At 58.6% G+C, this 22,960-nt stretch carries 31 protein-coding genes and 1 tRNA gene; 28 read left to right on the forward strand and 4 right to left on the reverse strand.

Annotated elements, in window-relative coordinates; all coding sequences use genetic code 11:
* The first annotated feature begins 61 nt into the window (after window positions 1–61).
* The 9 genes from NO877_RS13950 (at window position 62) to NO877_RS13990 (ending at window position 6,180) form a co-directional block, all read left to right on the forward strand.
* Window positions 62–601 (forward strand): DUF7332 family protein, encoded by a 540-nt coding sequence (locus NO877_RS13950; protein ID WP_256396967.1) that lies wholly within the window; start codon window positions 62–64, stop codon window positions 599–601.
* Window positions 602–874: a hypothetical protein gene (locus NO877_RS13955; protein WP_256396968.1), complete on the forward strand. Its 273-nt coding sequence runs from the start codon at window positions 602–604 to the stop codon at window positions 872–874.
* A 231-nt stretch (window positions 875–1,105) separates the two neighbouring features.
* A complete protein-coding gene (locus NO877_RS13960; protein WP_256396969.1) occupies window positions 1,106–1,612 on the forward strand; it encodes a hypothetical protein in 507 nt (168 codons plus the stop codon).
* A gap of 66 nt (window positions 1,613–1,678) precedes the next feature.
* Window positions 1,679–1,999: a nucleoside triphosphate pyrophosphohydrolase family protein gene (locus NO877_RS13965; RefSeq protein WP_256396970.1), complete on the forward strand. Its 321-nt coding sequence runs from the start codon at window positions 1,679–1,681 to the stop codon at window positions 1,997–1,999.
* Window position 2,000: 1 nt separating this feature from the next.
* Window positions 2,001–2,411, forward strand: a complete 411-nt coding sequence (locus NO877_RS13970; protein ID WP_256396971.1) for a hypothetical protein — start codon at window positions 2,001–2,003, stop codon at window positions 2,409–2,411.
* Window positions 2,408–2,710: a hypothetical protein gene (locus NO877_RS13975; RefSeq protein ID WP_256396972.1), complete on the forward strand. Its 303-nt coding sequence runs from the start codon at window positions 2,408–2,410 to the stop codon at window positions 2,708–2,710. The genes NO877_RS13970 and NO877_RS13975 overlap by 4 nt, the downstream gene beginning before the upstream one ends.
* Before the next feature lie 174 nt (window positions 2,711–2,884).
* The gene (locus NO877_RS13980; protein ID WP_256396973.1) at window positions 2,885–3,799 is read left to right on the forward strand and encodes a hypothetical protein; all 915 of its coding nucleotides are present in this window, start codon (window positions 2,885–2,887) and stop codon (window positions 3,797–3,799) included.
* A gap of 42 nt (window positions 3,800–3,841) precedes the next feature.
* On the forward strand, window positions 3,842–4,342 hold the full coding sequence (locus NO877_RS13985; RefSeq protein ID WP_256396974.1) for a hypothetical protein: 501 nt from the start codon (window positions 3,842–3,844) through the stop codon (window positions 4,340–4,342).
* 62 nt (window positions 4,343–4,404) lie between these two features.
* Window positions 4,405–6,180 (forward strand): DEAD/DEAH box helicase, encoded by a 1,776-nt coding sequence (locus NO877_RS13990; RefSeq protein WP_256396975.1) that lies wholly within the window; start codon window positions 4,405–4,407, stop codon window positions 6,178–6,180.
* Here NO877_RS13990 and NO877_RS13995 read toward each other — a convergent pair whose 3' ends face one another.
* Complete coding sequence (locus NO877_RS13995) at window positions 6,181–6,582, reverse strand: hypothetical protein (RefSeq protein ID WP_256396976.1); 402 nt, start codon at window positions 6,580–6,582, stop codon at window positions 6,181–6,183.
* A 200-nt stretch (window positions 6,583–6,782) separates the two neighbouring features.
* Here NO877_RS13995 and NO877_RS14000 point away from each other — a divergent pair, with 200 nt between their 5' ends.
* The 16 genes from NO877_RS14000 (at window position 6,783) to NO877_RS14075 (ending at window position 17,981) form a co-directional block, all read left to right on the forward strand.
* Window positions 6,783–7,244: a hypothetical protein gene (locus NO877_RS14000; protein ID WP_256396977.1), complete on the forward strand. Its 462-nt coding sequence runs from the start codon at window positions 6,783–6,785 to the stop codon at window positions 7,242–7,244.
* Between the two features lie 84 nt (window positions 7,245–7,328).
* Entirely contained in the window at window positions 7,329–7,643 is a 315-nt protein-coding gene (locus tag NO877_RS14005) for a hypothetical protein (RefSeq protein WP_256396978.1), read from the forward strand.
* Between the two features lie 32 nt (window positions 7,644–7,675).
* Entirely contained in the window at window positions 7,676–8,035 is a 360-nt protein-coding gene (locus tag NO877_RS14010; RefSeq protein ID WP_256396979.1) for a hypothetical protein, read from the forward strand.
* Between the two features lie 111 nt (window positions 8,036–8,146).
* A complete protein-coding gene (locus NO877_RS14015; RefSeq protein WP_256396980.1) occupies window positions 8,147–8,407 on the forward strand; it encodes a hypothetical protein in 261 nt (86 codons plus the stop codon).
* Between the two features lie 66 nt (window positions 8,408–8,473).
* Window positions 8,474–8,824, forward strand: coding sequence for a hypothetical protein (locus NO877_RS14020; RefSeq protein ID WP_154017988.1), 351 nt, complete (start codon window positions 8,474–8,476; stop codon window positions 8,822–8,824).
* Between the two features lie 61 nt (window positions 8,825–8,885).
* Window positions 8,886–9,392 (forward strand): hypothetical protein, encoded by a 507-nt coding sequence (locus NO877_RS14025; RefSeq protein WP_256396981.1) that lies wholly within the window; start codon window positions 8,886–8,888, stop codon window positions 9,390–9,392.
* Between the two features lie 119 nt (window positions 9,393–9,511).
* Window positions 9,512–9,632 (forward strand) — tRNA-OTHER (locus tag NO877_RS14030).
* A 454-nt stretch (window positions 9,633–10,086) separates the two neighbouring features.
* Window positions 10,087–10,362: a PadR family transcriptional regulator gene (locus NO877_RS14035; RefSeq protein WP_256396982.1), complete on the forward strand. Its 276-nt coding sequence runs from the start codon at window positions 10,087–10,089 to the stop codon at window positions 10,360–10,362.
* Between the two features lie 55 nt (window positions 10,363–10,417).
* Window positions 10,418–11,209: a LamG domain-containing protein gene (locus NO877_RS14040; RefSeq protein WP_256396983.1), complete on the forward strand. Its 792-nt coding sequence runs from the start codon at window positions 10,418–10,420 to the stop codon at window positions 11,207–11,209.
* Entirely contained in the window at window positions 11,206–11,982 is a 777-nt protein-coding gene (locus NO877_RS14045; RefSeq protein WP_256396984.1) for a LamG domain-containing protein, read from the forward strand. Before NO877_RS14040 ends, NO877_RS14045 begins: the two co-directional genes overlap by 4 nt.
* Window positions 11,983–12,180: 198 nt before the next feature.
* Complete coding sequence (locus NO877_RS14050) at window positions 12,181–12,729, forward strand: hypothetical protein (RefSeq protein WP_256396985.1); 549 nt, start codon at window positions 12,181–12,183, stop codon at window positions 12,727–12,729.
* A 262-nt stretch (window positions 12,730–12,991) separates the two neighbouring features.
* On the forward strand, window positions 12,992–13,651 hold the full coding sequence (locus NO877_RS14055) for a hypothetical protein (protein ID WP_256396986.1): 660 nt from the start codon (window positions 12,992–12,994) through the stop codon (window positions 13,649–13,651).
* 11 nt (window positions 13,652–13,662) lie between these two features.
* Window positions 13,663–14,709: a signal peptidase I gene (locus tag NO877_RS14060; RefSeq protein WP_256396987.1), complete on the forward strand. Its 1,047-nt coding sequence runs from the start codon at window positions 13,663–13,665 to the stop codon at window positions 14,707–14,709.
* A 66-nt stretch (window positions 14,710–14,775) separates the two neighbouring features.
* On the forward strand, window positions 14,776–16,095 hold the full coding sequence (locus NO877_RS14065) for a DUF5305 family protein (protein WP_154017986.1): 1,320 nt from the start codon (window positions 14,776–14,778) through the stop codon (window positions 16,093–16,095).
* A complete protein-coding gene (locus tag NO877_RS14070; protein ID WP_048076036.1) occupies window positions 16,092–16,610 on the forward strand; it encodes a hypothetical protein in 519 nt (172 codons plus the stop codon). Before NO877_RS14065 ends, NO877_RS14070 begins: the two co-directional genes overlap by 4 nt.
* A gap of 96 nt (window positions 16,611–16,706) precedes the next feature.
* Window positions 16,707–17,981: a hypothetical protein gene (locus NO877_RS14075; RefSeq protein WP_256396988.1), complete on the forward strand. Its 1,275-nt coding sequence runs from the start codon at window positions 16,707–16,709 to the stop codon at window positions 17,979–17,981.
* Window positions 17,982–18,020: 39 nt separating this feature from the next.
* On the opposite strand, the gene NO877_RS14080 is transcribed toward NO877_RS14075, so the two are convergent.
* Window positions 18,021–19,139, reverse strand: coding sequence for a DUF418 domain-containing protein (locus tag NO877_RS14080; protein ID WP_321169354.1), 1,119 nt, complete (start codon window positions 19,137–19,139; stop codon window positions 18,021–18,023).
* A gap of 187 nt (window positions 19,140–19,326) precedes the next feature.
* Here NO877_RS14080 and NO877_RS14085 point away from each other — a divergent pair, with 187 nt between their 5' ends.
* Window positions 19,327–19,656, forward strand: a complete 330-nt coding sequence (locus tag NO877_RS14085; protein ID WP_048076033.1) for a hypothetical protein — start codon at window positions 19,327–19,329, stop codon at window positions 19,654–19,656.
* 4 nt (window positions 19,657–19,660) lie between these two features.
* Entirely contained in the window at window positions 19,661–20,425 is a 765-nt protein-coding gene (locus NO877_RS14090; RefSeq protein ID WP_256396990.1) for a hypothetical protein, read from the forward strand.
* 472 nt (window positions 20,426–20,897) lie between these two features.
* Here the strand turns inward: NO877_RS14090 and NO877_RS14095 are convergent, their stop codons facing one another.
* The gene (locus NO877_RS14095; protein ID WP_345780160.1) at window positions 20,898–21,152 is read right to left on the reverse strand and encodes a DUF7123 family protein; all 255 of its coding nucleotides are present in this window, start codon (window positions 21,150–21,152) and stop codon (window positions 20,898–20,900) included.
* Between the two features lie 118 nt (window positions 21,153–21,270).
* On the opposite strand from NO877_RS14095, the gene NO877_RS14100 reads away from it, so the two are divergent.
* Window positions 21,271–22,104 carry a hypothetical protein gene (locus NO877_RS14100; protein ID WP_256396991.1) on the forward strand — a complete coding sequence of 278 codons (834 nt, stop codon included), beginning with the start codon at window positions 21,271–21,273 and terminating at the stop codon, window positions 22,102–22,104.
* 4 nt (window positions 22,105–22,108) lie between these two features.
* Here NO877_RS14100 and NO877_RS14105 read toward each other — a convergent pair whose 3' ends face one another.
* A complete protein-coding gene (locus NO877_RS14105) occupies window positions 22,109–22,930 on the reverse strand; it encodes a LamG domain-containing protein (RefSeq protein WP_256396992.1) in 822 nt (273 codons plus the stop codon).
* Window positions 22,931–22,960 lie beyond the last annotated feature (30 nt).

A 22,960-nucleotide genomic window follows, 5' to 3' on the forward strand; every position in this document is an offset into this window, starting at 1 on the left:
TATGTACCTCGTTGGAGGTAGAAGGTGAACCATGATCCAGAGCAAGATAAGCCTCGTCCGTGTGAGTCGCTACGTTCCAATCATAGTCACAATCGCGCTGCTCGCGACGATCGGCCTCGCGATGACCGCCGCCCCTGCGTCCGCCGCCAACTACAGTGACGAACTCAACGACACCGAAGAAGAGATGCTCGCGACCACCAACGACACTCTCGACAACCACTCCGAACTGTCCGCTGAAGCGACTACCGAGCCCCTGACGGGCTGTTTCGCCGGTAGCGGTCACGCTCTCGATATCGGAAACGGATCGGCGACGATCGACGGCCTCGTTCATGCCTCCATCCTCACCGACCCGACCAACGGCAACGAGTTCGGCGTTGAACTCGCCGGCCAGATCAACGATGACGAAATCATCTCTCTCGCGGCTGGCGTCCGTCTGAGCCGCAGCGGCCTTCTCGAAGACGGGGTCAACCCGTTTGCCGCGTTCGACCTTTTGTACAACTACAATTTCCAGCTCCCGATGTTCTCCGGCATGATCGACCAGTCGACCTACACCGAGACCACGCCCCCGCTCACCTCCGCCGCTGGTGAGGTCGAGTGTTAGATGCGCTCAAGACCAACCCAGATCAGTAATACAGAACACGAGAACGAGAATCCAGAAGCTCGACGTCGACACCGAAACCAGCGCGAACTCCCTGCTGTCGGAATCGTGATGGCGTGGCTCTCGCTGGGCTTCACCAGCGTAGCGTATGGCGTCATCACCAATCCCAGCACCCCTTCGATCGGCAGTATCGGTATGCTCGGCGTGATTCTCTTTGGGCTCGCCACCGGACTCTGCTTGACGCTCGCCGTCGTTAGGCTGTTGCGAAGGGCTTGACTCACCCTCAACACGAACGACCGTCCGAAGCGAGATACCGCAGTAGAGCCCGAGAGTTTGTACATCCCGACTGAAATGGAGGAGAGAGATGACCACTCACCCACCCCCGACGACAAGAACATTTATCTTGTCTGTTAGTGACTCGCATAGTATGCCCATCAACCGACGGTATCGACGATCCTAATCCACACTCAATGAATCAACGGACACACCAACACACCACCCACACCCATGAGCATCACGACGAATCCAGAAAACGGAAGTACAGCGCCCCTGGGGCCGGCTGACCCCCTTGAGCAATACGACTTCACGACGGTCCTCACCGTCACCGGACAGGACAGTCCCGAACCAGCAACCTACGAACTCCACGCAACGAGGACGTACCGCACCATCCAAGACGTCACCGCCGTTTGGCCCGGCTGTTCCGACCTCGCGAACATCATCCGGCATTTCATCCACCGCCCGATCACCATCGAAGGCGACACCACGGAACCGACCCCTCGGCACGGTGTCGACATCTCGATCGTCTTCAAGGCCGGTACAGCAGGGCGGTTCCACCCGGTCGACATCCGTCTCGCCAACGTGAGCGTTGACCGCTTCGATATCGACCCCGGCTTCTGGCAGATCAACGATCGCCTGGAGCAAATCCTCACTGAGCAGACCGCCGGACTCGTCGCCACCCAGATCCCGTACCGTGGCCGCAAGTACGAGACCGAAACGCCGTTCGCTACGGAATAGGCCCCCAGTAGCGTTATATCGGCGCGCTCCGACTGCTACGATAATGACGGTGAGTAGCTAGCCCGTATGACAGAAGCACTAGAAGACGAACCTGAACCTGAACGGTGGGATGCCGCGCTTTCCGAGTCTGATCTGCGGAAGCGAGCCGACCTCGCTTGGAGCAGAGATTCGCAACTTAACAAGGCCGCCGAAGAGTTCTCGGAACTCTCAGCAGCGATCAACCGAAGCCTGAACGGACAACAGGAACGGGAAAGCCTTCTCCAAGAGCTCGTCGACGCGCGGGTGATGCTTTGGCAGTTGGAGTTGCTGTTCACCGACGAAGAGCTCACCGAGGAATTGGAAACCGTCCTCGACGACTTGGACCACCGACTGGAGCTGTTCGGGTAACATGTCTGACCGAGATACCGACCGCGACAGCCCGCCTGAGATGCCAGATCCACCCGACCATCCCGAGTGGAACGGTGTTGAAACGTGGTCGAGAGCCAACCTCCGGTACCCAGTCCCCGGCGGCTGGGATATCGACGATCATGGTCCGTTCCACACCACGTGGGTTCACCAAGACGGGGCCAAACTGACCCGCTCCTCGAAGCGGACCCCCGGCCCGAAGGACACCTTCGCGTTCAAACTTGACGGGACAGAGGTCCACCGCGTCGACACCGGCCCCAAGCGAACCGAGCTACGAGAACAGACCGTCTGGCTGTTAACCTTCTACGACGAGGACGAAGACATCGACACGCCGGAAGCGTTCGAGCACCGAGTCCGCGAGAAGCAGAACCGGTCGCTAGGTGACTTCGCATGAGCAACGACCCCGACGAGGCTAACGGCGTCACCATTCACACGACCAGCGGCGAAACACTCGACGTCCAACACGTGGTCCGGCACTTCGAGAAAGACTGGGCGTACGCGAGTCGGATCACCGACAGCGACACGGTCGAGACCAACCGTCTCGTCATCCAGACCGAGAACATCGTCGCGATCGACGCCAAGTACATCAAGCGGACAACAGTCCCCAAGATCCGCATCCACCACTCAGGCAACGGCGCGGATTTCGACCATATGGACGGCGACCTCGCGTTCGAACTCGATCCAGACGAGTAACGCCCACGAGGCTACGCCGGCACACCCACACCACTCCCGCGTGAAGCTCCAGAGGGGGTTTTTAACCCCCGTTTGGAGCGAGGGATATTCTCAAAGATGTATCCGAAACCCACCCAGTCCACCGGCCGAGCCGCCCCAGCCAGCCTTGAACCCCAGTTCACACTTCGAAACTGAATGGCCGAGCCAGCCCGACGAGTCACCTCCCTCGTGGACCCGATGTTCACGCTCGCGGTCATCCCCACCGGCATCCTCGCGAACCCCCGCTGTATCTCCGACCCTGAACAGCTCGCAAAGCACATCTGTACCGCGGCTGCGCCGGTTGACCGACGGCTCCGCATCGCTGGCGAGAAGATCAAGCATGTGGTCGTCGCCGGCCCCGCCTGTATCGCGACCGCCATCGACGAGATCACTCCAGCCTACGTTGAGGTGAGTTACAACCACGTTTCCTTCCGCCGCCACCTCGACGACGCTGGGGAGTCTGGAGACGGATTTCACATTCCATCCGTTGTCCGCGACGACCCGGTGGTCGGCGAGTACCTCGCCGGTCTCAACAAGCTCTCACGCGACTCCGTCGACGACCTCGACCTGAGCGACTACGAGGACCGAGCCCGCATTACCTCCGATGTTGTCCGCCATCTTGAGGCCGACCGCTTCTGTCGAGCCAACCAGAAAGCCGAGAGCAAGCGGTTCGAACAGATCACCAACGACTGGTTCGATATCCCGACCGCGAAGCACGCGCTCATCCTCGGCGACGGCGTGAACCCCCACGAACATATCGTTGACCACGCCAACGGCTCGAACGACTGGATCAAGTACCCGACCGGCTGTGACGGGATGGTCATCGACGAGACCATCGACGGATCTGGCAACGACGGACTCAGCTGGGTCCAGGCGGCCGTGTTCGACCCACGATTCCAGAAGCAGGTCGTCTACTCCCGCCTCTCCGACACGCAGAAACGCGAGATCCACCAGTGGCTGACCGAGACTGGCCGCCAGCACCTCTCGTTCCCGCAGTCCACCTCGACACCCACACACGCGAGCGCCACCGACGGGACCGCGTCTCCGACCGCCGAGACGGCCTCCCCGTGAGGAGAGTTTGTACGCCCCGACTGAAGTAGAGGGAGATATCTAATGAGAAGTCCACACGGAGACGGCCTCAGTCCCGGCGATATCGGTGATCCGGTCGCAGATGCGATCCGGAACGAACAGGCACACGCCGCGATGCCGAGCGCAGTCGAGCGGCATCGAACGCCCGAGTGCGACAACTGCGACGCCCAGAACGAGACCGTTGCGCGACGAAGCCTGATCGCCCCTGATTGTCTCGCGCTCCAGCAGCCGGATGTCCCGTACCGACTCCTCTGTGAGGACTGTGACGACGAGCGACCGTCCCTGCGCGAGAAACACCGGCAGCAGGCCCAGAAGCGAGTCGAGGCCGACTACCACGACGACCCCGTCGCGATCGCGGTGTACGAGTGCGGTCGGGCGACCTTCGTCACCGAGGAGCCAGCCGACGACGGCCACCCCCCACACATGCGAGCGCCCCCGGAAGCGCCGGTCCAGTGTGCCTGTGGCGAGCCGCTGGCCACTGTCGAGCTCGCCGACGAGGACGGGCAGTTCGCCGACGACGCTTAGACCCCCGAGAGCGCCCAGCGGGAGTATTTATACCCCCCGAGGGGGGTAGAGGGTGAAATAATATGAGTACACAAGACCCAACCGCAACAACCGCAGAGCCGACCGCAGACGCCAGCCACATCGACATCGTCGTCCCCGAGGGGTATACGTGGTTCTTCGTCCAACACGCTAGTACGGTCGTCGACAAGCTACTCGCAGACGAACTCGCGTGGCGCGATCCGAACGCGCAATACACTGACCGCTACAAGAACGGATCGTGGGACGGCTTTCACCGGATCTACAACAGTGAGCACAGCGGCGCTCCAATCGGGCTGCTCGGTCGGGCCGTTCAACTCCTAGAAGCGGAAGGCTACACCGTTGAGACGACCATCGAGGGCGACCGCTCGGGGGCGTCGATCGCGACCGAGTGGAACTTCCCGCACTCGCTCCGTGCGTACCAGCAGGAGGCCGTCGAAGCGAGTCTCGACAAACAGATGGGCGTCATCTCCATCCCGACGGGCGGCGGCAAGACCGTCGTCGCGCTCAACCTCATCCACACCGTCGAGCAGCAGGCGATCGTCCTCGTTCACACCAAGAACCTCCTGTACCAGTGGGCAGATCAGATCGAATCCGTCCTCGGCGTCGAGCCGGGGATCATCGGCGACGGCGAGTGGTCGGAAGGCCCGGTTACCGTCGCGACGATTCAGAGCCTCCTGTCGAACGACATCGGCGACCTCGACGGCCGCTACGGCGTCGCCATCTTCGACGAGTGTCATACGACCTCCGGAGCGAAGAAGATGCAACAAATCGGCCTCGAGTTCGACACCGAGTACCGGATTGGGCTGTCGGCCACCCCGTGGCGTGCGACGCCCGGTGAAGAACTCGAAATCGAAGCCGCGGTCGGTGAGTGTATCAGCGTCATCGACGCCGAGCAGCTCATCGACGAAGGGCATCTCGCGAAACCGGAGTTCCGGTTCGTCGACGCTGAGGGCCAGCGGACGGCGAAACCGGGAGAAGACTACCACGATGTCGTCCGTCACTGCCGTGAGCTCGCTCCCGTCCGAAACAGCACGGTCGCGGCGACTGCCGCCGACCTCGTCGACGAGGGCTACACCGTCCACGTCAGCGTCGACCGGATCAACCAGGGGAAACTGCTCGAGTACGCTCTCGATGCGTCGACGACGGCGGCTGACGTTCGCGAGGACATCATCGGCGACGGCGACGACACCCAGGCCCGTGCCGAGAAGGACGCCGCGATCGACACCCTCGACGCTATCAGCGAGTACAATGCCGTGTTCCTCCACGGCAGCGACATCAACGACGTCCGCCAGGAGGCGTTCGACCAGTTCCAAGCCGGCGAAATCGACATCCTGATCAGCACCCTGCTGAAGGAGGGCGTCGACATACCGGAAATCAGCGCAATCGTCCACGCAGAGGGTGGGAAATCCGAAATCGAGCGCATCCAGCGTGCCGGCCGTGCGCTTCGCCCGAGCAACGGTGACCACGCCGTCATCGCCGACGTTCGCGACCAGGGCAAGTACCTCTCAGACCACTTCGAGGAGCGCGTCGATATCCTCGACCAATACTACGGGGCCTACGGGCCGACTGGCGGGATCGATGAACGGATCGAGACGGTGGAAGCGTATCTCGAGGACAAAGGCGTCTTCACCGACCCGTGTTCGTTCGCCGTCCGTGAGGATGGGGCCGTCGAGATCGAACTAGACGGCTATATGCCGGGCAACGAGTTCAACACGTTCCGGAACGCCGTCCAGAACGCTTCCGGCATCCGCTATAACGGCGACGCGAATGTCGCCGCCCCGGACTGGGTAGAGCAGCTACCGACGCCGAACATGGCCTGACTACCAAGTCCCGACCTTGAACGTCCAGCGGAGCAGCCCGAACAGGATATCGTAGCCGTAGTACAACAGCAACAAGAACCCGCCGCCGGTCCCAATCGCATAGCCCAGAAGCGAACGGTCGCCCCGGCGCGAGCCAAGAAAGCTGAGCACCACTCCGATCATTAGGGCGCTCAGTCCAACGTAGAACACCGTCACATGGACGATTTCGAAGAGGTTGCCCATCAGATCATCGAGGACTGTCCCGTACGAATCCACCCGAGCGGCAAACGCCAAGTCGGCACCTGAGAGGACAACGGCCGAGGTAGCTGCTGCGCCCCCAGCGAACGCCCCAACGCCGACACAGGCCATCCCCACGAAAAGCAGCAGACGAACCGCCAGCGTACGCTTTTCGCGGGGTCGCATACCTGTACTCACTCGGATCTGGCTCTTGGCTCTTTCGGTCAATTCTAATGTCCAATCTCAACAACTTTCCAATCAGAACATCTATTCGAATCTTGAAAACCGCTTATATCCCCTTCGTCCGACGCTCTATTCAGTGATGAACCACCACACGTCGCAGGAGAATTTGTATTCTCCGTTTGAAATGAGAGGTAAAGATACTAATGTTCGAAATCGCACTAGCAGCTGCCAGCACCGTCGTAAAACCCATCTGTAGCCTTGGAGACTCGTCCGAATCGCTCGACGGTGTCGAAGAGCGAACCACGCTCCGTGACGTGATCACTCCGAGCGAGATCGCCCACCAGTTCGAAGGTGGCTGGGATGTCCAGTTCGAGATCACGCAGGGGCGTTCGGGCAGTCTCAACCAGGTCGCGACGATCACCCACAATCAACTCCCGACCGAGTACCGGCTCGAACCGACCGACACGTTCGACCCGAACGGAGAAGTGGCGGTCACCCGCCGTCAGTCTCCGTCCAGCGGTCGCGACGTTCTCAACACGGCCGAGACCCTCGGCGATGCGATCACGCTCCTCAGCCAGCGCCTCCGGGCCACGACGGTCCCGTCGCCGGTCGAGCAGCCCCAGACGGCCGAGCCCGCCACGCCGACCACCGCACCGAGCATCTAACCAGCGAGGAGGGGTCACCCCACCTCGTTCGATTGCTGCGAGCCGATACAGAACCCACAGAGCCGCGCGCATACCTACCCAGACATGAGCCAATACCCACTCAGCAAAACCGACGCTCGCGCTGTCAGAAGCGTCTCCCTGACCGAATCACACCACGGGCGACGACCCGCCCGCGAAGCACCGCTGGCCGCCGCTCACACCGACAACGGTACCTTGGCGCTCCACGTTGGAGCCGCCCCCGGCGAGACGCCGCCACTCGCCGACGTCGACCTGGAGACCGTATTCAACATCCAACTGGTCGACACCGACGGTGAGCCACTGACGAACCCGGAGTACCTCCTCGGCGTCGATCCCGTCTCTGAGGGGCACCTCCACCTCTTCACTGATAGCACGCTGTAACCACTACGCCATCTACACAATTCTCTCCTCTTATGGACGTACCTCACGCACCTCAGGCATCGAACCATGTTCAGCTCCAGTGGTGGAGCCGGAACCCGAACCGAGATATCGATATCCAAACTGCATGGCGACTCAGCGTCCCGATCGGCGCACCCGACTACCACTACGATAACGCCCGGCTCCACGAGCCCAGCGGGATCATCATCCTCTCGCGAAACGACCGACTCGTCACCGTCATCTACGCCGAGAACATTCGCGTTCGCGATAGCCACCTCGAATCCTGTTCCGATTGTGGTCACCGGTACGACCCAGAGCGCGACGACGGCGACTGCCACTGGTGTTCTGGTCCAGATCAGGCAATCATGTCCGCCGCGCAACCCGCAATGGCCTGACGGCCGGCGTCGACCAACAACATCTGGAGTCGCTCCTCCGAAAATCAACCGTCTACCACCAGCGAGCTGGTGGTTTTCTATCTCCCGAGTGAGATAGAGGAATTCAGAAAAATGCCATCATCCATCACCGTCGGCTGTGCGTCTTGTGGAACCGACATCGAGACCGAAATCGACGAAGACGGCACCGTCGACGCCTGCTTCGGAAACACGATCGTCGCTGACGAAGAGCTCGTCCTCGACGATGCCGAGGGCGTCGGCGAACACCTCGACCGGTCCATCCCAGAGGGTCATATCGCGATCGTCTACGCAGAATGTCCCGACTGCTGCCCGAACTGTGGTAGTAGCACCTCGAAGACAGCGACTCCGGCCTGACCCGTACACTCAAATACCATGTCCGCGAACACCGAATCTACAGCCCGGTCCAGCAGCCACACCACCATGGGAACATCAAACCGATCGCGCCCAGCATCTGGGACAGCCGACGCACAGCCTGAGGTACCTCTCCGGCTGGATACCTTCCGAACCCAAGACATCGATCTCACACCCCAGCAGGGAGAGGAAATCCTGCTTGAGATCTGGCGGATGACTCGAAACACTCGACTCATCGAAATCGAGTACGCCCACCGCGGCGGCGTCCAAGCGGATCTTCAGTTGTCGACTCACGCTTCGGAGGCGAACCAGAAGCGGCTGAAGCCGGCGACGGCCGCGGCCAAGTCGTTCATCAAGACCGTCCGGAAAGACCACCCGCTCAAACTCGCCTGCGGTCCCTGCGGTGAAGACCGGAAATAGCGCCACCCGCGACGTCGAGCGAACCGCCCCTGAATTCTACACCCAATCCGGGTGACAAAGCATGACAACCACTGATAGCGGCGAGATCATCGACACCAACGACACGGATCGGCGTCGGGCCGACTTACCGACTCCAGAAGTTCTGGAGACGCAATCACAACAATACCCAGAAGGCGCGATCGACGCAGTGCTGTACTGTCTCGGCTTTCAGGTATGGACCGAGCCAACCTCTCCAACTGAACAGGCCGAACAGGCTACGAAAGTGACCACGGGCATCTACGCAATAGTCTGTCTCACGAACGCACAGTTCGAAGAGCGACATCCGCTTAGTCCATCTCCGAATTGGGCACAGATCCGAAGTCACCGCGAACTCATCTTCGCTACCTGCTTCAATTGTCCCGAACTCTTCGAGACTCTGGAGTACGACACCCCAGACGACATGTTCGATGCTGTCGAAATCGGTCTCGAAGCGACTGGTTACCTGGATGCGGAATCTCCCCCGCGAGAGGCCCAGTTCGTCACCGAACTAGCGTTCCATCAGGACATTTCACAGCATAACCTCGAGTAGCTCCGTTCGCCGATGGGGACGAGAAAGCGTCTAAGCCCCATCAAGATATCTGAATAACAGAAGCGGAAACTCTTTTCATAGATGGCAGAGAAGATGTGCCTGTAAGCAAGCCACGCCGCGGGGTCGTAGCTCAAACGGCAGAGCACTCGGGGGGCAGTACGGCTCGTGCTCCACTTGGCTCGTGCGTACGGACGTGCGCCGCGCCCCGAGCGGTTCTGGGTTCAAGTCCCAGCGACCCTGTAACCGGTCTTCGCTCAGGCCACACGACCAAGCGGCGGGGAATACCAACCAAGAGAGCGCAGTGCGACCGGGTTTGGATTTTTAGACCATCTCTGTTTAGGTGCCCTCAACTGCCCGGTGCCCCCTACTGCCCGGACGGTCCAAGCTCGGGTGCCCCCAACAGCCGGTACTATCAGAATTCTGGTGCCCCTCGTTGCCCGGTGCCCCTCGTTGCCCGGTGCCCCTCGTTGCCCGGTGCCCCTCGTTGCCCGGTGCCCCTCGTTGCCCGGTGCCCCCCGTTGCCCGGTGCCCCCCGTTGCCCGGTGCCCTCAACTGCCCGGTGCCCTCAACTACCCGGTGCCCTCAACTACCCGACAACAGCCCCACTACCCTCGGATTGCCTCAGGGATTGAATATCGCCCTTACTGTTTCCAAAATTTTATCAGTTATCCGACTAAGTTTGGCATCGTACACTATGTATGACCTTACTGGCTTTCAACGTGACCTGTTGTACGTGACTGCTGGCCTCGAGGAACCGCATGGCCTCGCCCTCAAGGAAGAACTCGAAGACTACTACGAAAAGGAGATCCACCACGGCCGACTGTACCCCAATTTGGACACACTCGTCGAGAAAGGGCTTGTCGAAAAATCTGAGAAGGACAGACGGACCAACATGTATTCGCTCACCCGGAGAGGCCAGCGAGAAATTGAGGCCCGCCAGAAATGGGTCGATCAATACGTCGATCAGTAGCCGCGTTACCTACACGACCGACTGTTTTATCTATCCGACTTGGGTATCTTTTCACATGTCGGAAGACCGCCCATCAATCACCACTATACGGAAAGGATGCGATCGCCAGCCGGTAGCGTGGGGGGCGGACAACTGGAAAACAGACATCTCCGAGCAGTCAGCAACCTACGTTGAAAGCACAGCCGTTCACGGTCACCGCATTGCCGAAGGGCCTACTAACGGCCTCCAATCATGGTGGAAGCTCACCGAGAGCAACTCCCCATCTACGCTCACCGACTCGGTTGGCGGCCACCACGCCACACTCCACGGAGGCAACTTCGTGAATACCAGCCGGGGGACAGCAGTCTACTTTGACGGGAACGACCACGCCAGTGTCGAACTTCCTTTCACTCAGAGCTTCACGACATCCATCTGGGCTAAGTCCGGACCATCCAGTGGGTGGTCTGGATCTGGAGTGCTGCTTTCCGCTCGAGACGCGAACGGGTTCATCATCCATCCGCGAGATGGAAGCCGCGAATGGGGTGGGTACGTTCTAGACACAACCGACAACTCGCACCACCAGATTGCCGATGACCACCCCATCTCGAACATTGATGTGTGGCACCAGTACGCGATTACATATGACCACGAGTCCGGGGTCGCAATATCATATTTTGATGGCGCGAAACAGGGAGCCACAACACTCCAGATTCCGCGAGAGGAAGCCACGATCACGACGTACTTCGGCCGCGACACAGGGGGCCACCAGGACCGCTACTACGTGGGCTACCTCAGTGAAGCTCGGTACTATTCGCGGGCGCTTTCGAGTACCGAAATAGAGTCACTCTACACAGCAACCAACAAATGAGCAACCAAGGGAAATTCACCACCAACCGGAAGACACCTGCTGAGGTAGTCGCATGGGGAAGTGCAGGTTGGGAAGACGATCTCGACGACCATTCAAACATCACCATCTCCCAGGGCCGGATCAAGCCCCAAGTACACACCCGCCCCCCGAGCGGGATCACCCACTGGACATTCAACGATTCAGAAACCCAGGACACCACTATATCCGATGTCTGGGGCGACCACAACGGCACATTACACTCAGTTACAACCAGCGTCGAGGGGCGGTCCTCTGACGCATATTCGTTCGATGGCTCAGGATTCATAGAGTTCGATCGCGATATCCTCTCCGAATTATCTCAAACCAGTTTCTCAATTGCCATCCGTGTCTACCGTACAGGGCCTGGGGCAATAATCGGGTTCATCTCCGACAACCACGACGACTACATCCTCCTCAGACAGAGATCTGACTATCCAAACTTCCGGCTCAGCAACCAATTAGAATTGGACACCCCTTGGGCTACATACACGGATCGGTGGGTCGACATTATCCTCGTGTTTAGCATCGAAACTGACTCTCTAACGCTCTACATCGAAAACGAACAAGTCGATGAAACCACGATTACAAACGCTCTCCCCCTCGATTTAACGAACGAGAGAGCAAGCATTGGTCGAGATCCCCGGTCCTATGACCGAGGCTTTCACGGCCGCATTTCGGACCTACGCTTCTACAATAAGGCAATCACCCAAGACGAAGTAGACCGCCTATACCACACCGGATCGATAATCCCCTAACCCCCGAGACGAAACGCGGTTACCTTGTTTCACCGGTACTGTCCCTTTTGAACAATTATGTACAACCGTCTGATTATACGCCATTCTTTCGTACAATCATTTGACATGGGTGGAAAAATCCCAGTAACCGAGGAAAATGCTTATATCCCCTGTCTGTGGAGGTGGTAGTACGTGGTCTAGAACCACGAGAAACCAACTATGAACCGACGCAACTTCGTTATCGGTGCTGGCGGCGCTATCACCGCGGGAACAGTCGGCTCGCTTGCGTTCACGCAGGCGACCGTCGAGCGCAATCTGGATGTTCAGGTTGTCACGGACGACTCGGCCGACGCGGCCCTGCGGTTCCAGTCCAACGACGGTACGACGATCACGGACGACGGACAGATCGCAATCAACGGAATCTCGGAGCACAACGGCGGCGGCGACGCCTACCTCACCCCGAACGGTGAGTTCACCTTCGGCGACGTCGCGAGCCCCTCGACGAACAACGCCTTCACGATGACCAACCAGCTCACCTCCGAGCGCACCTTCGACATCTCGATCGCGAACCTCGCGACGACCGACGTCGACTTCGTCATCAAGCTGTTCGACGACACGGGAGCGGAACTCGGTCAGGTCAACGGCGAGACCGACCTCACGGGCATGGCCCTTACCTCAGGCCAGACTGTCTACGGTGTCATCGAGATCCACACCGGACCCGACGACTCCAACGTCACTGGCGACGTGACGATCTCGGCCTCCGCGTAATCCAACTCGAAACTGGTCTAGAGTCACTACTAATCACCCGCCACACCCTCACAAAATATAGGATGAAATGAACCGACGAAACTTCTTACTCGGCTCAGCAGGCGCTCTCGGAACCGTTACCGTCGGGTCCGTCGCGTATACGTCTGCAACGGCGGCGCGCACTGTCGATGTTCGTGTCGAAGCGGACGACAGCGCAAGCGCAGCCCTGCGACTTGAGCCGGGTCCAGCAGGAGGCACCGACATTCGCGGGTCGCAATTAGTTGTGACCGGTGAAGCAGACGATAAGTACACAACACCGGACGGATCGTTCGTCTTCGGTGATGGGACCGACCCAACTAACGTGTACGCATTCCGGATGACGAACAACCTCACAGAACAGCGTGAGTACGCCCTCACGTCCTACGTCGAGCCCGAGACCGCCGGAGTAGGCGTGAGCCTCTTCGACATCAACGGGAACGAACTCGGGTCTTCTGCTGGAGCGATCACCGCAGTCAGCTCGGACCTGATCGTCATGGAGACCACGGCGTCCCTTCCGGGGAATACCGGAATCGACATCACCGTCTATGAAGATACCGACCCAAACGATGACGCCGCCCCGGTCAACGAAGAACTTGTTGCGCTTGATGACGGTACCAACACCTACGAGCTCCAAAACATCGACTTCGACGACGGAAACGAACTCTGGTTCGAAGCAGAGTTCACAACCGACGACACCATCGAAGAAGACCCCTCCCTCAGCGAAGTAACCCTTCGCAACGACGGAGGCGATGAAATCCAGTCTGTCGACAACACTGGTGAGGTCGTTGTTCTTGACCCCGGCCAGGTCGCATACGCGATCCTAGCCATCGAGACGTCAACCGATGATACGGATATCTCCGGCATCGTCGAGATCTCGTCATCGGCGAACGAAGACTTCAGCTAGACGGTCTTACAATGGGACGTGTAGAATCGGTGCTGACCGGTTTCGCGCTCCTATTCCTACTCATAACCACACTTAGCCTCGTAGCCCCAGCTGGGACCATGCCCGTCGTCTTCACGTCGCCCATCAGCGACAGCATGACCCCGACAATCACCCAAGACGACTTCCTCGTTGTGACTGCCGGGGATGTCGAAGTCGGTGATGCGATCCTGTTCGAAACGTCACAGCATAACCGCAACGTCCTCCACCGGATCGTCGACACTACCGAGGACGGTCAGTACATCACCCAAGGCGACGCTAACGATCTCACGGATCAGCAAGATGGGTTCGAACCGGTTAGTGACGACGACATCTACGGTTCGGTCATGACGCTTGGAGGGTCAACAACTGTATCAGTACCAATCATCGGTGCGATCCTCTCGAACCCCACCACGGTCATCTCGATGTGGGTTGTAATTTCGCTCATCGGCTTCGCGCCCACCATCTTCGGAGATAACCAACGGACTTCCCTATCTGTCCCCGTTGAACGGGGCTCATCAGACCGGAAGATCGTCATCGGCGTCGCCATCTGTACGATGCTTCTACTCCCGGTCGCAATACTGGGGACTCCCGTTACCGAGGGTGCAACCATCATCTCATCCGAATCGGTCAACCCAGAAGACGATACTCAACGAACAGCTGCTATCGGCCACTCAACGACCCAGGAGGTGATTCTCACCAGCGACTCCCTCGTCGGGATGACCCAATCTGCTCACTTAGAAGGCGATCTCCGTCTAGAGGAAGTCCAAAGCTCACCAATACGACCGGAGACAACAGTCTTCGTCAGCAACCCACCCCGGAAAAGCCCAACAGCGGACATCGCTCAGATCACCCTCTATGCGTACCCGAGCACACTCCCACAATCGACCTTACAGACGCTCGCGAACACCCACCCAGTTCTCGCAGCGTTAGCAAGCAGCGGCGTGATTGCTTTCATCCTCTCAGCGTCCGCCTTCATATTCATCAATCCACACCGGATCACCCGGCAGAAGAAGGCCACTATCTATGAAAACAGACGCTGACACTACAGAACTGACAAGCAGGTTTATGACCCGCTCCTGTGACCACTTTGATAGTCGACTAGAGACATGAGCGAGCATCCATATCACCTCAAATGTAAATGGGCGATCGCAGCCCACGCACGAGCCATCATCGCAGTGAGCATCCTTATCTGCGTCCTCACAAGTCTCATCGTCCTCACCGGCTTTGTGACCCCGGCCAGTGCATACAGCCCAGCAACACTCCTTGCTGAAGAAGAACCAGAGCCCCCGGAAATCGACCACTTGGTCGATCAAACTCAGGAGGTTTCGACGACGGTCGACACGTCCACCTCCGCATACACCGAGGGAGAACGACTCACCAATACGAACACGTATCCGATAGACGCAGCCGGAGACATACGGTTTACAGCGTCCGCTGTTGGGACCGAAACGACCCTCACCAAACACCGGGTGCTACTCCAATACGAAGCCACGGTCAACGGCGAAGAAGCCGCCTTCTGGACCGAGACCTCGACTCTTGAAGAGACCACCATCGATGACTACGAAGAAGGCGAGACCGCCTCCATTCGCTCGCTGATCGATATCGATGATGTCCACGAACAGATCCAGGAGTACGACAACGAACTCGGGCAGGATGCGTCCCTGAGTGTCTACACTATCATCGAAACGGACTACTCCTACGAGAGCTCAGAGTCCCGGATCAGCGACGACGAGCCCGTCATCGCCACCGCCACCGCGAAACACAAACAGGAGATCGTATTCGGAAATACCGTCTTCACGATCCCGACCTCCACAGACACTACCTCAACCACTACCGGCGGGCTCTCCCAGTCAACAGACTCTGAGGGCGGTCTCACGAACATCACATCGGCCTTCCTCTTTCTCATCAGCGGAGCGAGTGCCGGCTACTGCTACCGTCACAGAGACGATTACGACGCCGAGATACTCGAAATGAGACTCGAGGAAGTCCAAAACCAAAACTGGATCACGGTCGTCGACAAGTTCGACAGTTCGGACGCCAGATCGACATCCGCGGTCGGGTCTCTCAAAGACATCATCAACCTCGCGATCGACAAGGGAGACCGTGCCGTGTACTGCTACGATCAGCAACTGTTCGTCTTCGTCGACGGAGACACTGAGTATATCTACAGCCCCCCCGAACCACCTCTCGTCGCAGAGAACATCGATATCACCGAACTAGAATCTACCACGTCCCGAAGCCAAGCTCACAACGGGGAGGAAGACGGGGTGTTCATTTGGGAGGACAGCAGCACCGACACAGCCGAGGTGCCTCAAGAGGAAGCAGTCCCGCCCACAAACGGCCATGATGACCCGTCAGTCATCCCAGCGGGAAAGTCCAAGAACCCCACAGCGGACGCCATCGACGAGATCTGGATTAAGAAATGAACCGGAGACAGGCCGACTCGAAGACTAGCCCACACATCTACATCAGCGTATTCGCACTCCTGACCGGCGCTCTCCTCTTTGGGCTCATCGGGGCTGAAGCGATGACAACGTCTGATATCACTCGCCAGTCGGAGGTAAACCTAGTCCAAACTGACAGCCAAGACGCCATCATCGGCATCTCTCCACAGACTTCGATCCAGGAGAACACGACCAACCAAGAGTTCGCCACGATCTCGAATCACCAATCCACGGCCGGTGACTACACCATTACCCTCGACCCAGCTGTGGCTGAGAGCGTCTCATTCCGCTCTACGCTCGCGACCAGCGTTTCACCCGATGGATCCACAGCCACAACCACCCTCAGCAGCGGCGAAGCGGTGACTCTCTACGTCGACGTAGAACCAACCGCGTCTCAGGACATCGCCACCGCGAGCTTCACAGTAGACGGTGTCGGTGACGGGAAGAATCTCAAGCTCTCAGTCACCAACGACGGCCCAACCGTCACCACCGCGTGACCTCCCACGCGATATCACCTGCCCCACCTCTGTCAAATTCAGTACACACCACACCCGAGAGAAACGGCTTTAACAGAGTGTTGAGTCGGAATTCGTATGGCGGAAGATCTACCGTGGATGAGGAGCAACCCGAAGGCCGTAACCGGCGACGAAGAGGTGCTCTTCCGAGAAGAACAGGAAGAATGGGACGCCTCTATCGAGGAATCGAGATCCCTCTTCTTCTTCGACCAAATCGCAACGACGATCGGCCCTCCTGTCAAGACGAAGACCGAGACTCTCGACGTCGTCGGTCAACAGGAAGGCGGCCCGATAATTCTCATGGGGCTCGACTCAGAGCAGGAACCAAACAACAGCAACCACGGCCCACCGGAGGAACACGCTTCGATGGTCGCGTCGATGCTTGAAAACGTCACCAACGGCAACGACGGGATCATCGTTCTCGGAGCTGCTGACAACGGCGACGACGTCGTCAAATACTGGCGCGGCGACGTGGGCAATGACCCACAGGTCGACGAAGAGGTCACCTTCATCTCTGGGGCCGACAACATCCGAAATGTCGACTTCACCGACTACGCGATGATCGGTATCCCGAGCAGCAATAACCAAATCAATGGAGGTACCGCCCTAACGAGTTCAGAGAACCGCGCACTCATCGATCGCCAATTCGACATCGCCATGTTCGTGAACGAAGGCGGCGCACTCCTGGGCAAGACTCAGCACGGCTTCTCTGACAGTGAATCGTGGGAGTACATCAGCCCGCTCGCAAACATCAGCGCCAGTCAGGACAGTTTCGACAGTATCACTGTCACGGACGCAGGCAAGCATCTCGGTCTCACCCAAAACGGCATGGACGGCTGGTGCTGTTACCATGAGCGTCTCCATGAGGACAGCGTCCCAGACTTCCTCGACGTTCTCATCCGCAAGGGCGGATCATCTGGCCCACCGGCAGCAATCGGCGGCCACGACGTCATCATCGAGCCCGCAGTCCGCGTCGAGAGTACCGGCCCAACCACTGTCGAGGCAGAGACTGTAGTCCAATACAAGATCACGCTCGATAACGCGCTAAACAACCACGAGCGGAACGTCGACCTCCTCTTCCGCGTCACCCGAGACGGGGGCATCCAAGAGGGCGACATCACTCTCACGGATGGAACCGCAACCGCCGACGGCTCGGCGCTCACCAGTGTGATCACTGATGAACCGATCGCCCTCTCGAGCGGCGTCAGCGAAGAATTCACCACGACGCTCTCGTTCAACACCCACGACACCTACCATGTCGAGATCGACGCTCTCGACGCCGACACAGGTGAAGTCCCAGCTCGGCTCCCGTTCGATGTCACGTCCATCGACCGACGCCACATCGAGAAGTAGTCTCCCCTGCTGGTTCTTTTGGAACAGCCTAATGCCGTTTCACGCCCGACCGTAGGTCAGCGATCGCCACACCCACTCAGCAGGCCCGTACCGGAATCTCTGGAGCCACAGAACGGATAACACCACTTGGACCACCCAAATCAAGAGAACGATGCCCATCTGCTCCACGCGGCTCACCTGTCCGAATAAGGCAAGCCCATGTCCGTAGAAGATCGTCGTCGCGACGACCGTCTGAAGCAGATAGTTGCTCAGTGCGGTTCGGCCAACAGACGACAAAGCCTTCTCGACACGCCCACCAGCCCACCGCCGACAGAACAGCATAACGACGCCCACATACGAGATAGAGACGAGGATGCTTCCCCAGTAGTTGAACAGCCCCCAGGAAAACCCAGCCACGCTCCCCCAGTCGTGATAGTGGAGGTACGCGACACCCGCGACCGTGATCGTGATGCCCGCAGTGAAACACCCAGCAACCAATTTGATGTACTCTTCCGAGCTCCGCTCATTCGAGAGTACACCCCAACGGAACAGGGCCATCCCCAACAGCATCGCACCAGAATACCGCCATCCCGCCCGGTCCACAACCGCAATCGTCTGTGAGTACACGTTCGAACCGAACCGATCAGCAGCCAGCGCCGACCAACTACCCTGATGGACAGCAATCTCCTGTTGGAGTTCTTCGGGCGTTGTAGTCCAATACCCCAATTCCATCCCGTGATCCAGCATCATCACCGTCTCTACCTGCTGGATGAACGGAACCGAGAGGAGAACCACCGCCGCAACCACAAGCCGCTCCGCAGGCCAGTTATACGCTAAAACGACCACCAACGAGCACAGTGCGTACGTGACCAAGATGTCACCATCCCAGAGAAGATACGCATGAGCCAGCCCGATGACTAAGAGCCAGAACGTTCGCTTGTAGTGGAGCTTCAGCGCCGGCTCTCCCTTCGATTGCTTGGAAGAGACGAACAGGAGCACACCAGCGCCGAAAAGCATCGAGAACAGTACGATAAACTTCTGCTCGACGAAGACGTGGCTTAGCAACCACACGATGTAGTTCGCGCCTTCAAACCCACCGTACGTAGCGGGGTTGATCCTCGCGATCGACGGCATCGAGATCGACTGAATATTGATGACGAGTATCCCGAGGATGGCCACGCCTCGGAGAACGTCGAGACTGATGATCCGATCTTCTGGAGTTGTCGGGGCCGCACTAGAGCTCACAGTTGGGAGAGGATATGGACCCCCCGGTAATGAACCCACCCCTCAGATAGAGAATTTGTATCCCCCGAAGGTAGGTGAAGGTCGGTGACTCTGAGAGTTGCCGATCAAGAGGACTAATACCATGAGACGCTCACGCCCATTCCTGCCGCGGACGTACAGTACGGACACGCTCGATGATGAACTGGGGATCACCTCCACGCCGAACGACCGATCCATACACACTCTGTTCGCCATCCTGATCAACGACATCGACAGGCGCTCCAATATGAGCCAGTCGCTGAAAGACGAGGTTCTCACGGGCCTCGGGGAAGCATGGATGTACACGCTCGAACAACAGGAAGGCGAGAAAACCATCGACGTCGAATCCACCCAGCACGGTGTCTCCACCGACCTGACCACTCACGAAGAGACCCGTCCGTCGCCGACGGGCCACGCCCGAGCCGACGACTAGCCCCATGCCCCGGACGAAGTACCGGAAGGAGATCACTGCTGACCCAGCTCACCCATCCGGAAACGACCACTACGCGATCGGCATCTCCCCGCCGACTGCTAGCGATACCACCTACTGCCGGGTCCGGGTTGAGGGGAAAAGTTGGGGCCGGTCTGGTCGAAAGTTCGAGACCCGCAGCGAGGCGATCGGCTACATCCGGCAGACGCTGGACGACCTCGAGGAGAAGTCTCTCGACGACAAATACCGAGGGAGCATCAACTACTACCCAGAACCACCCAAACCGTCGAACACACGCTACGTTGTCCACCCGGATTATGAAGGCGAAATCGGCCCTCGCGAGATCTGGGGAGATGCGACACTCGGCTCATTCGGCGTCGCTTCCCAGTCACGGCTCGAAGAAAAACCGTGGTACCAGGTACGAGACGCATACGCCGACTGGGGCAAGCCACTCGGCGAGGGAGATACCGTACTCCAGCTGTTCGGAGAGCGGCATACTCAGTATGCCTTCTGGTGGTTCACCGTTTCTGATGGCTCAGTTCAGATGATCGAATACCAGTTTGGGAGGCCGTCTGTCACAGTGTCCGAATCCTCTTGGACGACTGTAACGCGCTGCGCCGGAGGCATCGGGCTTACCAGAGCCAAACCTCTGGACCGCCGCCACCTCCCAGCCGACCGTACCCCATTCAGAGTCGGCCACTCCGACGAGGCGATCGTAGAGTGGCTACAACAACATCCCCCAGAACCGCCAGAAACCGTTCGACCAGACTAACGCCGTGGTGTAGATGCTACGTCCCCACACCGCCCGATGAAAATTTGCCGATACGTATAAGCACGAATCGGAGGAACGTATCCGTAAGTACCGCCTCAACGTGAGTTCAAGCAGGAAGACAACCGAGCTATCCAAAGATAACCCCGATGGCCCCTAAGACCGACACCAGCCTCAAGAGCACAGACATCGCGAACACCACGCAGCTCCTCCAAGCGCCGATGTCTCAAGTCGAGTGCGGAAGGGCTGTCCTCGTCCGGCGGAATGAAGCAGACAAAATCGTCCAGCACGCCGGCCGCGTTACCAAGCGATCGCACCCGTTCATTACCTTACGGCAGGCCTCACACACCGTCGATGTCAACCTCACGGAACACGACTGGGAACTAGCCGATTGGATCCCTATCCGCTCACCCACAGAACGGATGCTCATCAAACAAGAGTGGGAGAAATAGCCAGTCACCAGCCAACGGCCGCGTCACTCCTGAATCTGGACCATCCACGTCGTTGCGCCCGAATACCCCCACTTCTCGATACACAACACACCGGAAGCGTCAGCCAAGGTACGCATGTTATGCCCGACACTCTTCGATGACAGGTCGAGGTCCTTCGCAATCAGTCGCGATTTGAAATACGCGACGCCGTCGGCTTCGTCCAACAGATACTCCTCCAACTGGCGCTCGGTCTCGTTCAGATCCGGGCTGCTGCCGACAGATGTTGCTTCTACGGACACATTCGGGAGTTTTTCCCTTCCGTAATAAGTGTCTCTATATTGAACACCGAGACAGTTATTGATGAAAACAGATATGAGACCCCACAGTTTTTAGTACGACTCTTTCGTAGTGTGTTCCATGCGAGAATACACAATTCACCGCGTCGACGAAGCCGGAAAGCAGATCCCGGCAGACGAAGACGCGCAATTCGACCCACGCCTCTTCGAGCAGTCAATTCACGGGTTACAGTCTCTCGTCATGGACATCACCCGAATCGACGATCGCCAAGGCTTCGATGCTGACGATGACGAACCGGAGTACAGGGCGGAACACGAGCTGGACACCGAAGACGGCCAAGAAGTCATCCACATCGACCCCGAATCGATGCTCCATGACGCCATCTTCATGATCAACCCCGAGTGGGACGTCAGCGTCGTCACCGATCGCCTCCACGAATTCGGCTACGGTATCCGGACGAGCGTCGATTGCGGCGGTGGCGTCCTCGTCTATGCCGACCTCTTCGTCCAGAACGGCGCGTTCCGCTGGGGGCGAGTGGGTCACACCGATATCGTCGACGACGCAGGTGACGGGTTCGAGGTTGACCATATCGACCGTCACACAAGCAGCCGGGTTGCTACCCACCTCATCCGCGAACTAGAGAATAGCGTGCGGACAGGCTACGCGACGACTGTCGATAGCGCGGCAACCGCTTTCGACTTCATCGCGACCAAAACGGACATCCCACCGAGCGGACGGCGACCGCCGGGTTCGCGAGAGCTCCGAGAGACAGCATGGCAGAAGACCTGGGCCGAAGCGAGAGGCAAGACACAGCAGACGGTGAGCGACAACGTGCGCTCCGCTCGAAGCGATCTCCGTGGCCGTCTCGACAATCCATCGCTCGGCTCTCGGGGTCCGGCTCTCGAACAGATTGATCCAGACGGCGACGAACCCGGAGCGATCCGACTCGTCTAACCGCTCATCCGTCGATCGTCCCAGTCTCGTATAGCCCCACTGCCTCACTCGGGGACAACACCTTGTCGTAGACTCGGACATCTTTCAGAAAGCCACTCAGAAACTCTTGTATCGGGCCTCCAGATGCGTCCTTTTCTCTCGTACCGATGTACGAGTATGTCGTATAACCGTATTTGGACGTATCCAACTCTCCGGTGAGTTGCTGAGACGCAATCTCAGATCCATCTACGTACATTCGAACGTACCCATCACCGTAGACGCCGAGGAGGTGGTGTCGTGTATCCCACGCAAACGTCTGATCAGGGTATTCCCACGGTTGGCCGGCCGTCCCTCGATCGTGCTCTGTCGTGATATCGAAATACGGCTCCCAAGAGCCCGACCCGTGACCGTAGATCACCAAATTGAACGGCTGATACGTCCCTGCCGATAGGACTCTATCATACGACGATTCGCCGTGATGCGTTGGCTTCACCCAGGCAGATACCGACATTTCAGGACCGGCAAGCTGTACCTGGGGGAGAGCGATATAGTCCTCGCTGCCAGCGTTAAACCACGCGCCGTCACGGAGTTCAGAGTCAGACGTGAACGAAGCACCCCTGTTCACCCCATCATGCTCGCCCCACACGTCCTCAACGGTCTCTTCAAGCGGCCACCGTGCGACACCGCTTGCTGGAGGCCCACCGTATTTTGTCCCCCTGAACCGGATCCCGTCGCCTTCGAGATCGACCGAGGACAAATCACCAGACTCCCAATCAGCGGCGGTGGCCCATGAGGCATTCTCAGGGACAACGCGCCTACTGGTGTATGTTCCTCGGTCGATACCCATACACGCCGATACAAAGGCGTCTTAAAAAGC

Origin of the sequence: Halohasta litorea (genome assembly GCF_024494645.1) — an archaeon.
In the GTDB taxonomy this organism is placed as follows: domain Archaea; phylum Halobacteriota; class Halobacteria; order Halobacteriales; family Haloferacaceae; genus Halohasta; species Halohasta litorea.

Coding starts and splice junctions, on each gene's coding strand:
- NO877_RS14025 (WP_256396981.1), top strand. CDS start 8,886: ATGACAACCACTGATAGCGGCGAGATCATCGACACCAACGACACGGAT.
- NO877_RS13970 (WP_256396971.1), top strand. CDS start 2,001: ATGTCTGACCGAGATACCGACCGCGACAGCCCGCCTGAGATGCCAGAT.
- NO877_RS13960 (WP_256396969.1), top strand. CDS start 1,106: ATGAGCATCACGACGAATCCAGAAAACGGAAGTACAGCGCCCCTGGGG.
- NO877_RS14045 (WP_256396984.1), top strand. CDS start 11,206: ATGAGCAACCAAGGGAAATTCACCACCAACCGGAAGACACCTGCTGAG.
- NO877_RS13965 (WP_256396970.1), top strand. CDS start 1,679: ATGACAGAAGCACTAGAAGACGAACCTGAACCTGAACGGTGGGATGCC.
- NO877_RS13975 (WP_256396972.1), top strand. CDS start 2,408: ATGAGCAACGACCCCGACGAGGCTAACGGCGTCACCATTCACACGACC.
- NO877_RS14085 (WP_048076033.1), top strand. CDS start 19,327: ATGAGACGCTCACGCCCATTCCTGCCGCGGACGTACAGTACGGACACG.
- NO877_RS14090 (WP_256396990.1), top strand. CDS start 19,661: ATGCCCCGGACGAAGTACCGGAAGGAGATCACTGCTGACCCAGCTCAC.
- NO877_RS13995 (WP_256396976.1), bottom strand. CDS start 6,582: ATGCGACCCCGCGAAAAGCGTACGCTGGCGGTTCGTCTGCTGCTTTTC.
- NO877_RS14105 (WP_256396992.1), bottom strand. CDS start 22,930: ATGGGTATCGACCGAGGAACATACACCAGTAGGCGCGTTGTCCCTGAG.
- NO877_RS14010 (WP_256396979.1), top strand. CDS start 7,676: ATGGACGTACCTCACGCACCTCAGGCATCGAACCATGTTCAGCTCCAG.
- NO877_RS14020 (WP_154017988.1), top strand. CDS start 8,474: ATGGGAACATCAAACCGATCGCGCCCAGCATCTGGGACAGCCGACGCA.
- NO877_RS14050 (WP_256396985.1), top strand. CDS start 12,181: ATGAACCGACGCAACTTCGTTATCGGTGCTGGCGGCGCTATCACCGCG.
- NO877_RS14040 (WP_256396983.1), top strand. CDS start 10,418: ATGTCGGAAGACCGCCCATCAATCACCACTATACGGAAAGGATGCGAT.
- NO877_RS14100 (WP_256396991.1), top strand. CDS start 21,271: ATGCGAGAATACACAATTCACCGCGTCGACGAAGCCGGAAAGCAGATC.
- NO877_RS13985 (WP_256396974.1), top strand. CDS start 3,842: ATGAGAAGTCCACACGGAGACGGCCTCAGTCCCGGCGATATCGGTGAT.
- NO877_RS13980 (WP_256396973.1), top strand. CDS start 2,885: ATGGCCGAGCCAGCCCGACGAGTCACCTCCCTCGTGGACCCGATGTTC.
- NO877_RS14000 (WP_256396977.1), top strand. CDS start 6,783: ATGTTCGAAATCGCACTAGCAGCTGCCAGCACCGTCGTAAAACCCATC.
- NO877_RS14035 (WP_256396982.1), top strand. CDS start 10,087: ATGTATGACCTTACTGGCTTTCAACGTGACCTGTTGTACGTGACTGCT.
- NO877_RS14065 (WP_154017986.1), top strand. CDS start 14,776: ATGAGCGAGCATCCATATCACCTCAAATGTAAATGGGCGATCGCAGCC.
- NO877_RS14005 (WP_256396978.1), top strand. CDS start 7,329: ATGAGCCAATACCCACTCAGCAAAACCGACGCTCGCGCTGTCAGAAGC.
- NO877_RS14070 (WP_048076036.1), top strand. CDS start 16,092: ATGAACCGGAGACAGGCCGACTCGAAGACTAGCCCACACATCTACATC.
- NO877_RS14060 (WP_256396987.1), top strand. CDS start 13,663: ATGGGACGTGTAGAATCGGTGCTGACCGGTTTCGCGCTCCTATTCCTA.
- NO877_RS14075 (WP_256396988.1), top strand. CDS start 16,707: ATGGCGGAAGATCTACCGTGGATGAGGAGCAACCCGAAGGCCGTAACC.
- NO877_RS13955 (WP_256396968.1), top strand. CDS start 602: ATGCGCTCAAGACCAACCCAGATCAGTAATACAGAACACGAGAACGAG.
- NO877_RS13990 (WP_256396975.1), top strand. CDS start 4,405: ATGAGTACACAAGACCCAACCGCAACAACCGCAGAGCCGACCGCAGAC.
- NO877_RS14015 (WP_256396980.1), top strand. CDS start 8,147: ATGCCATCATCCATCACCGTCGGCTGTGCGTCTTGTGGAACCGACATC.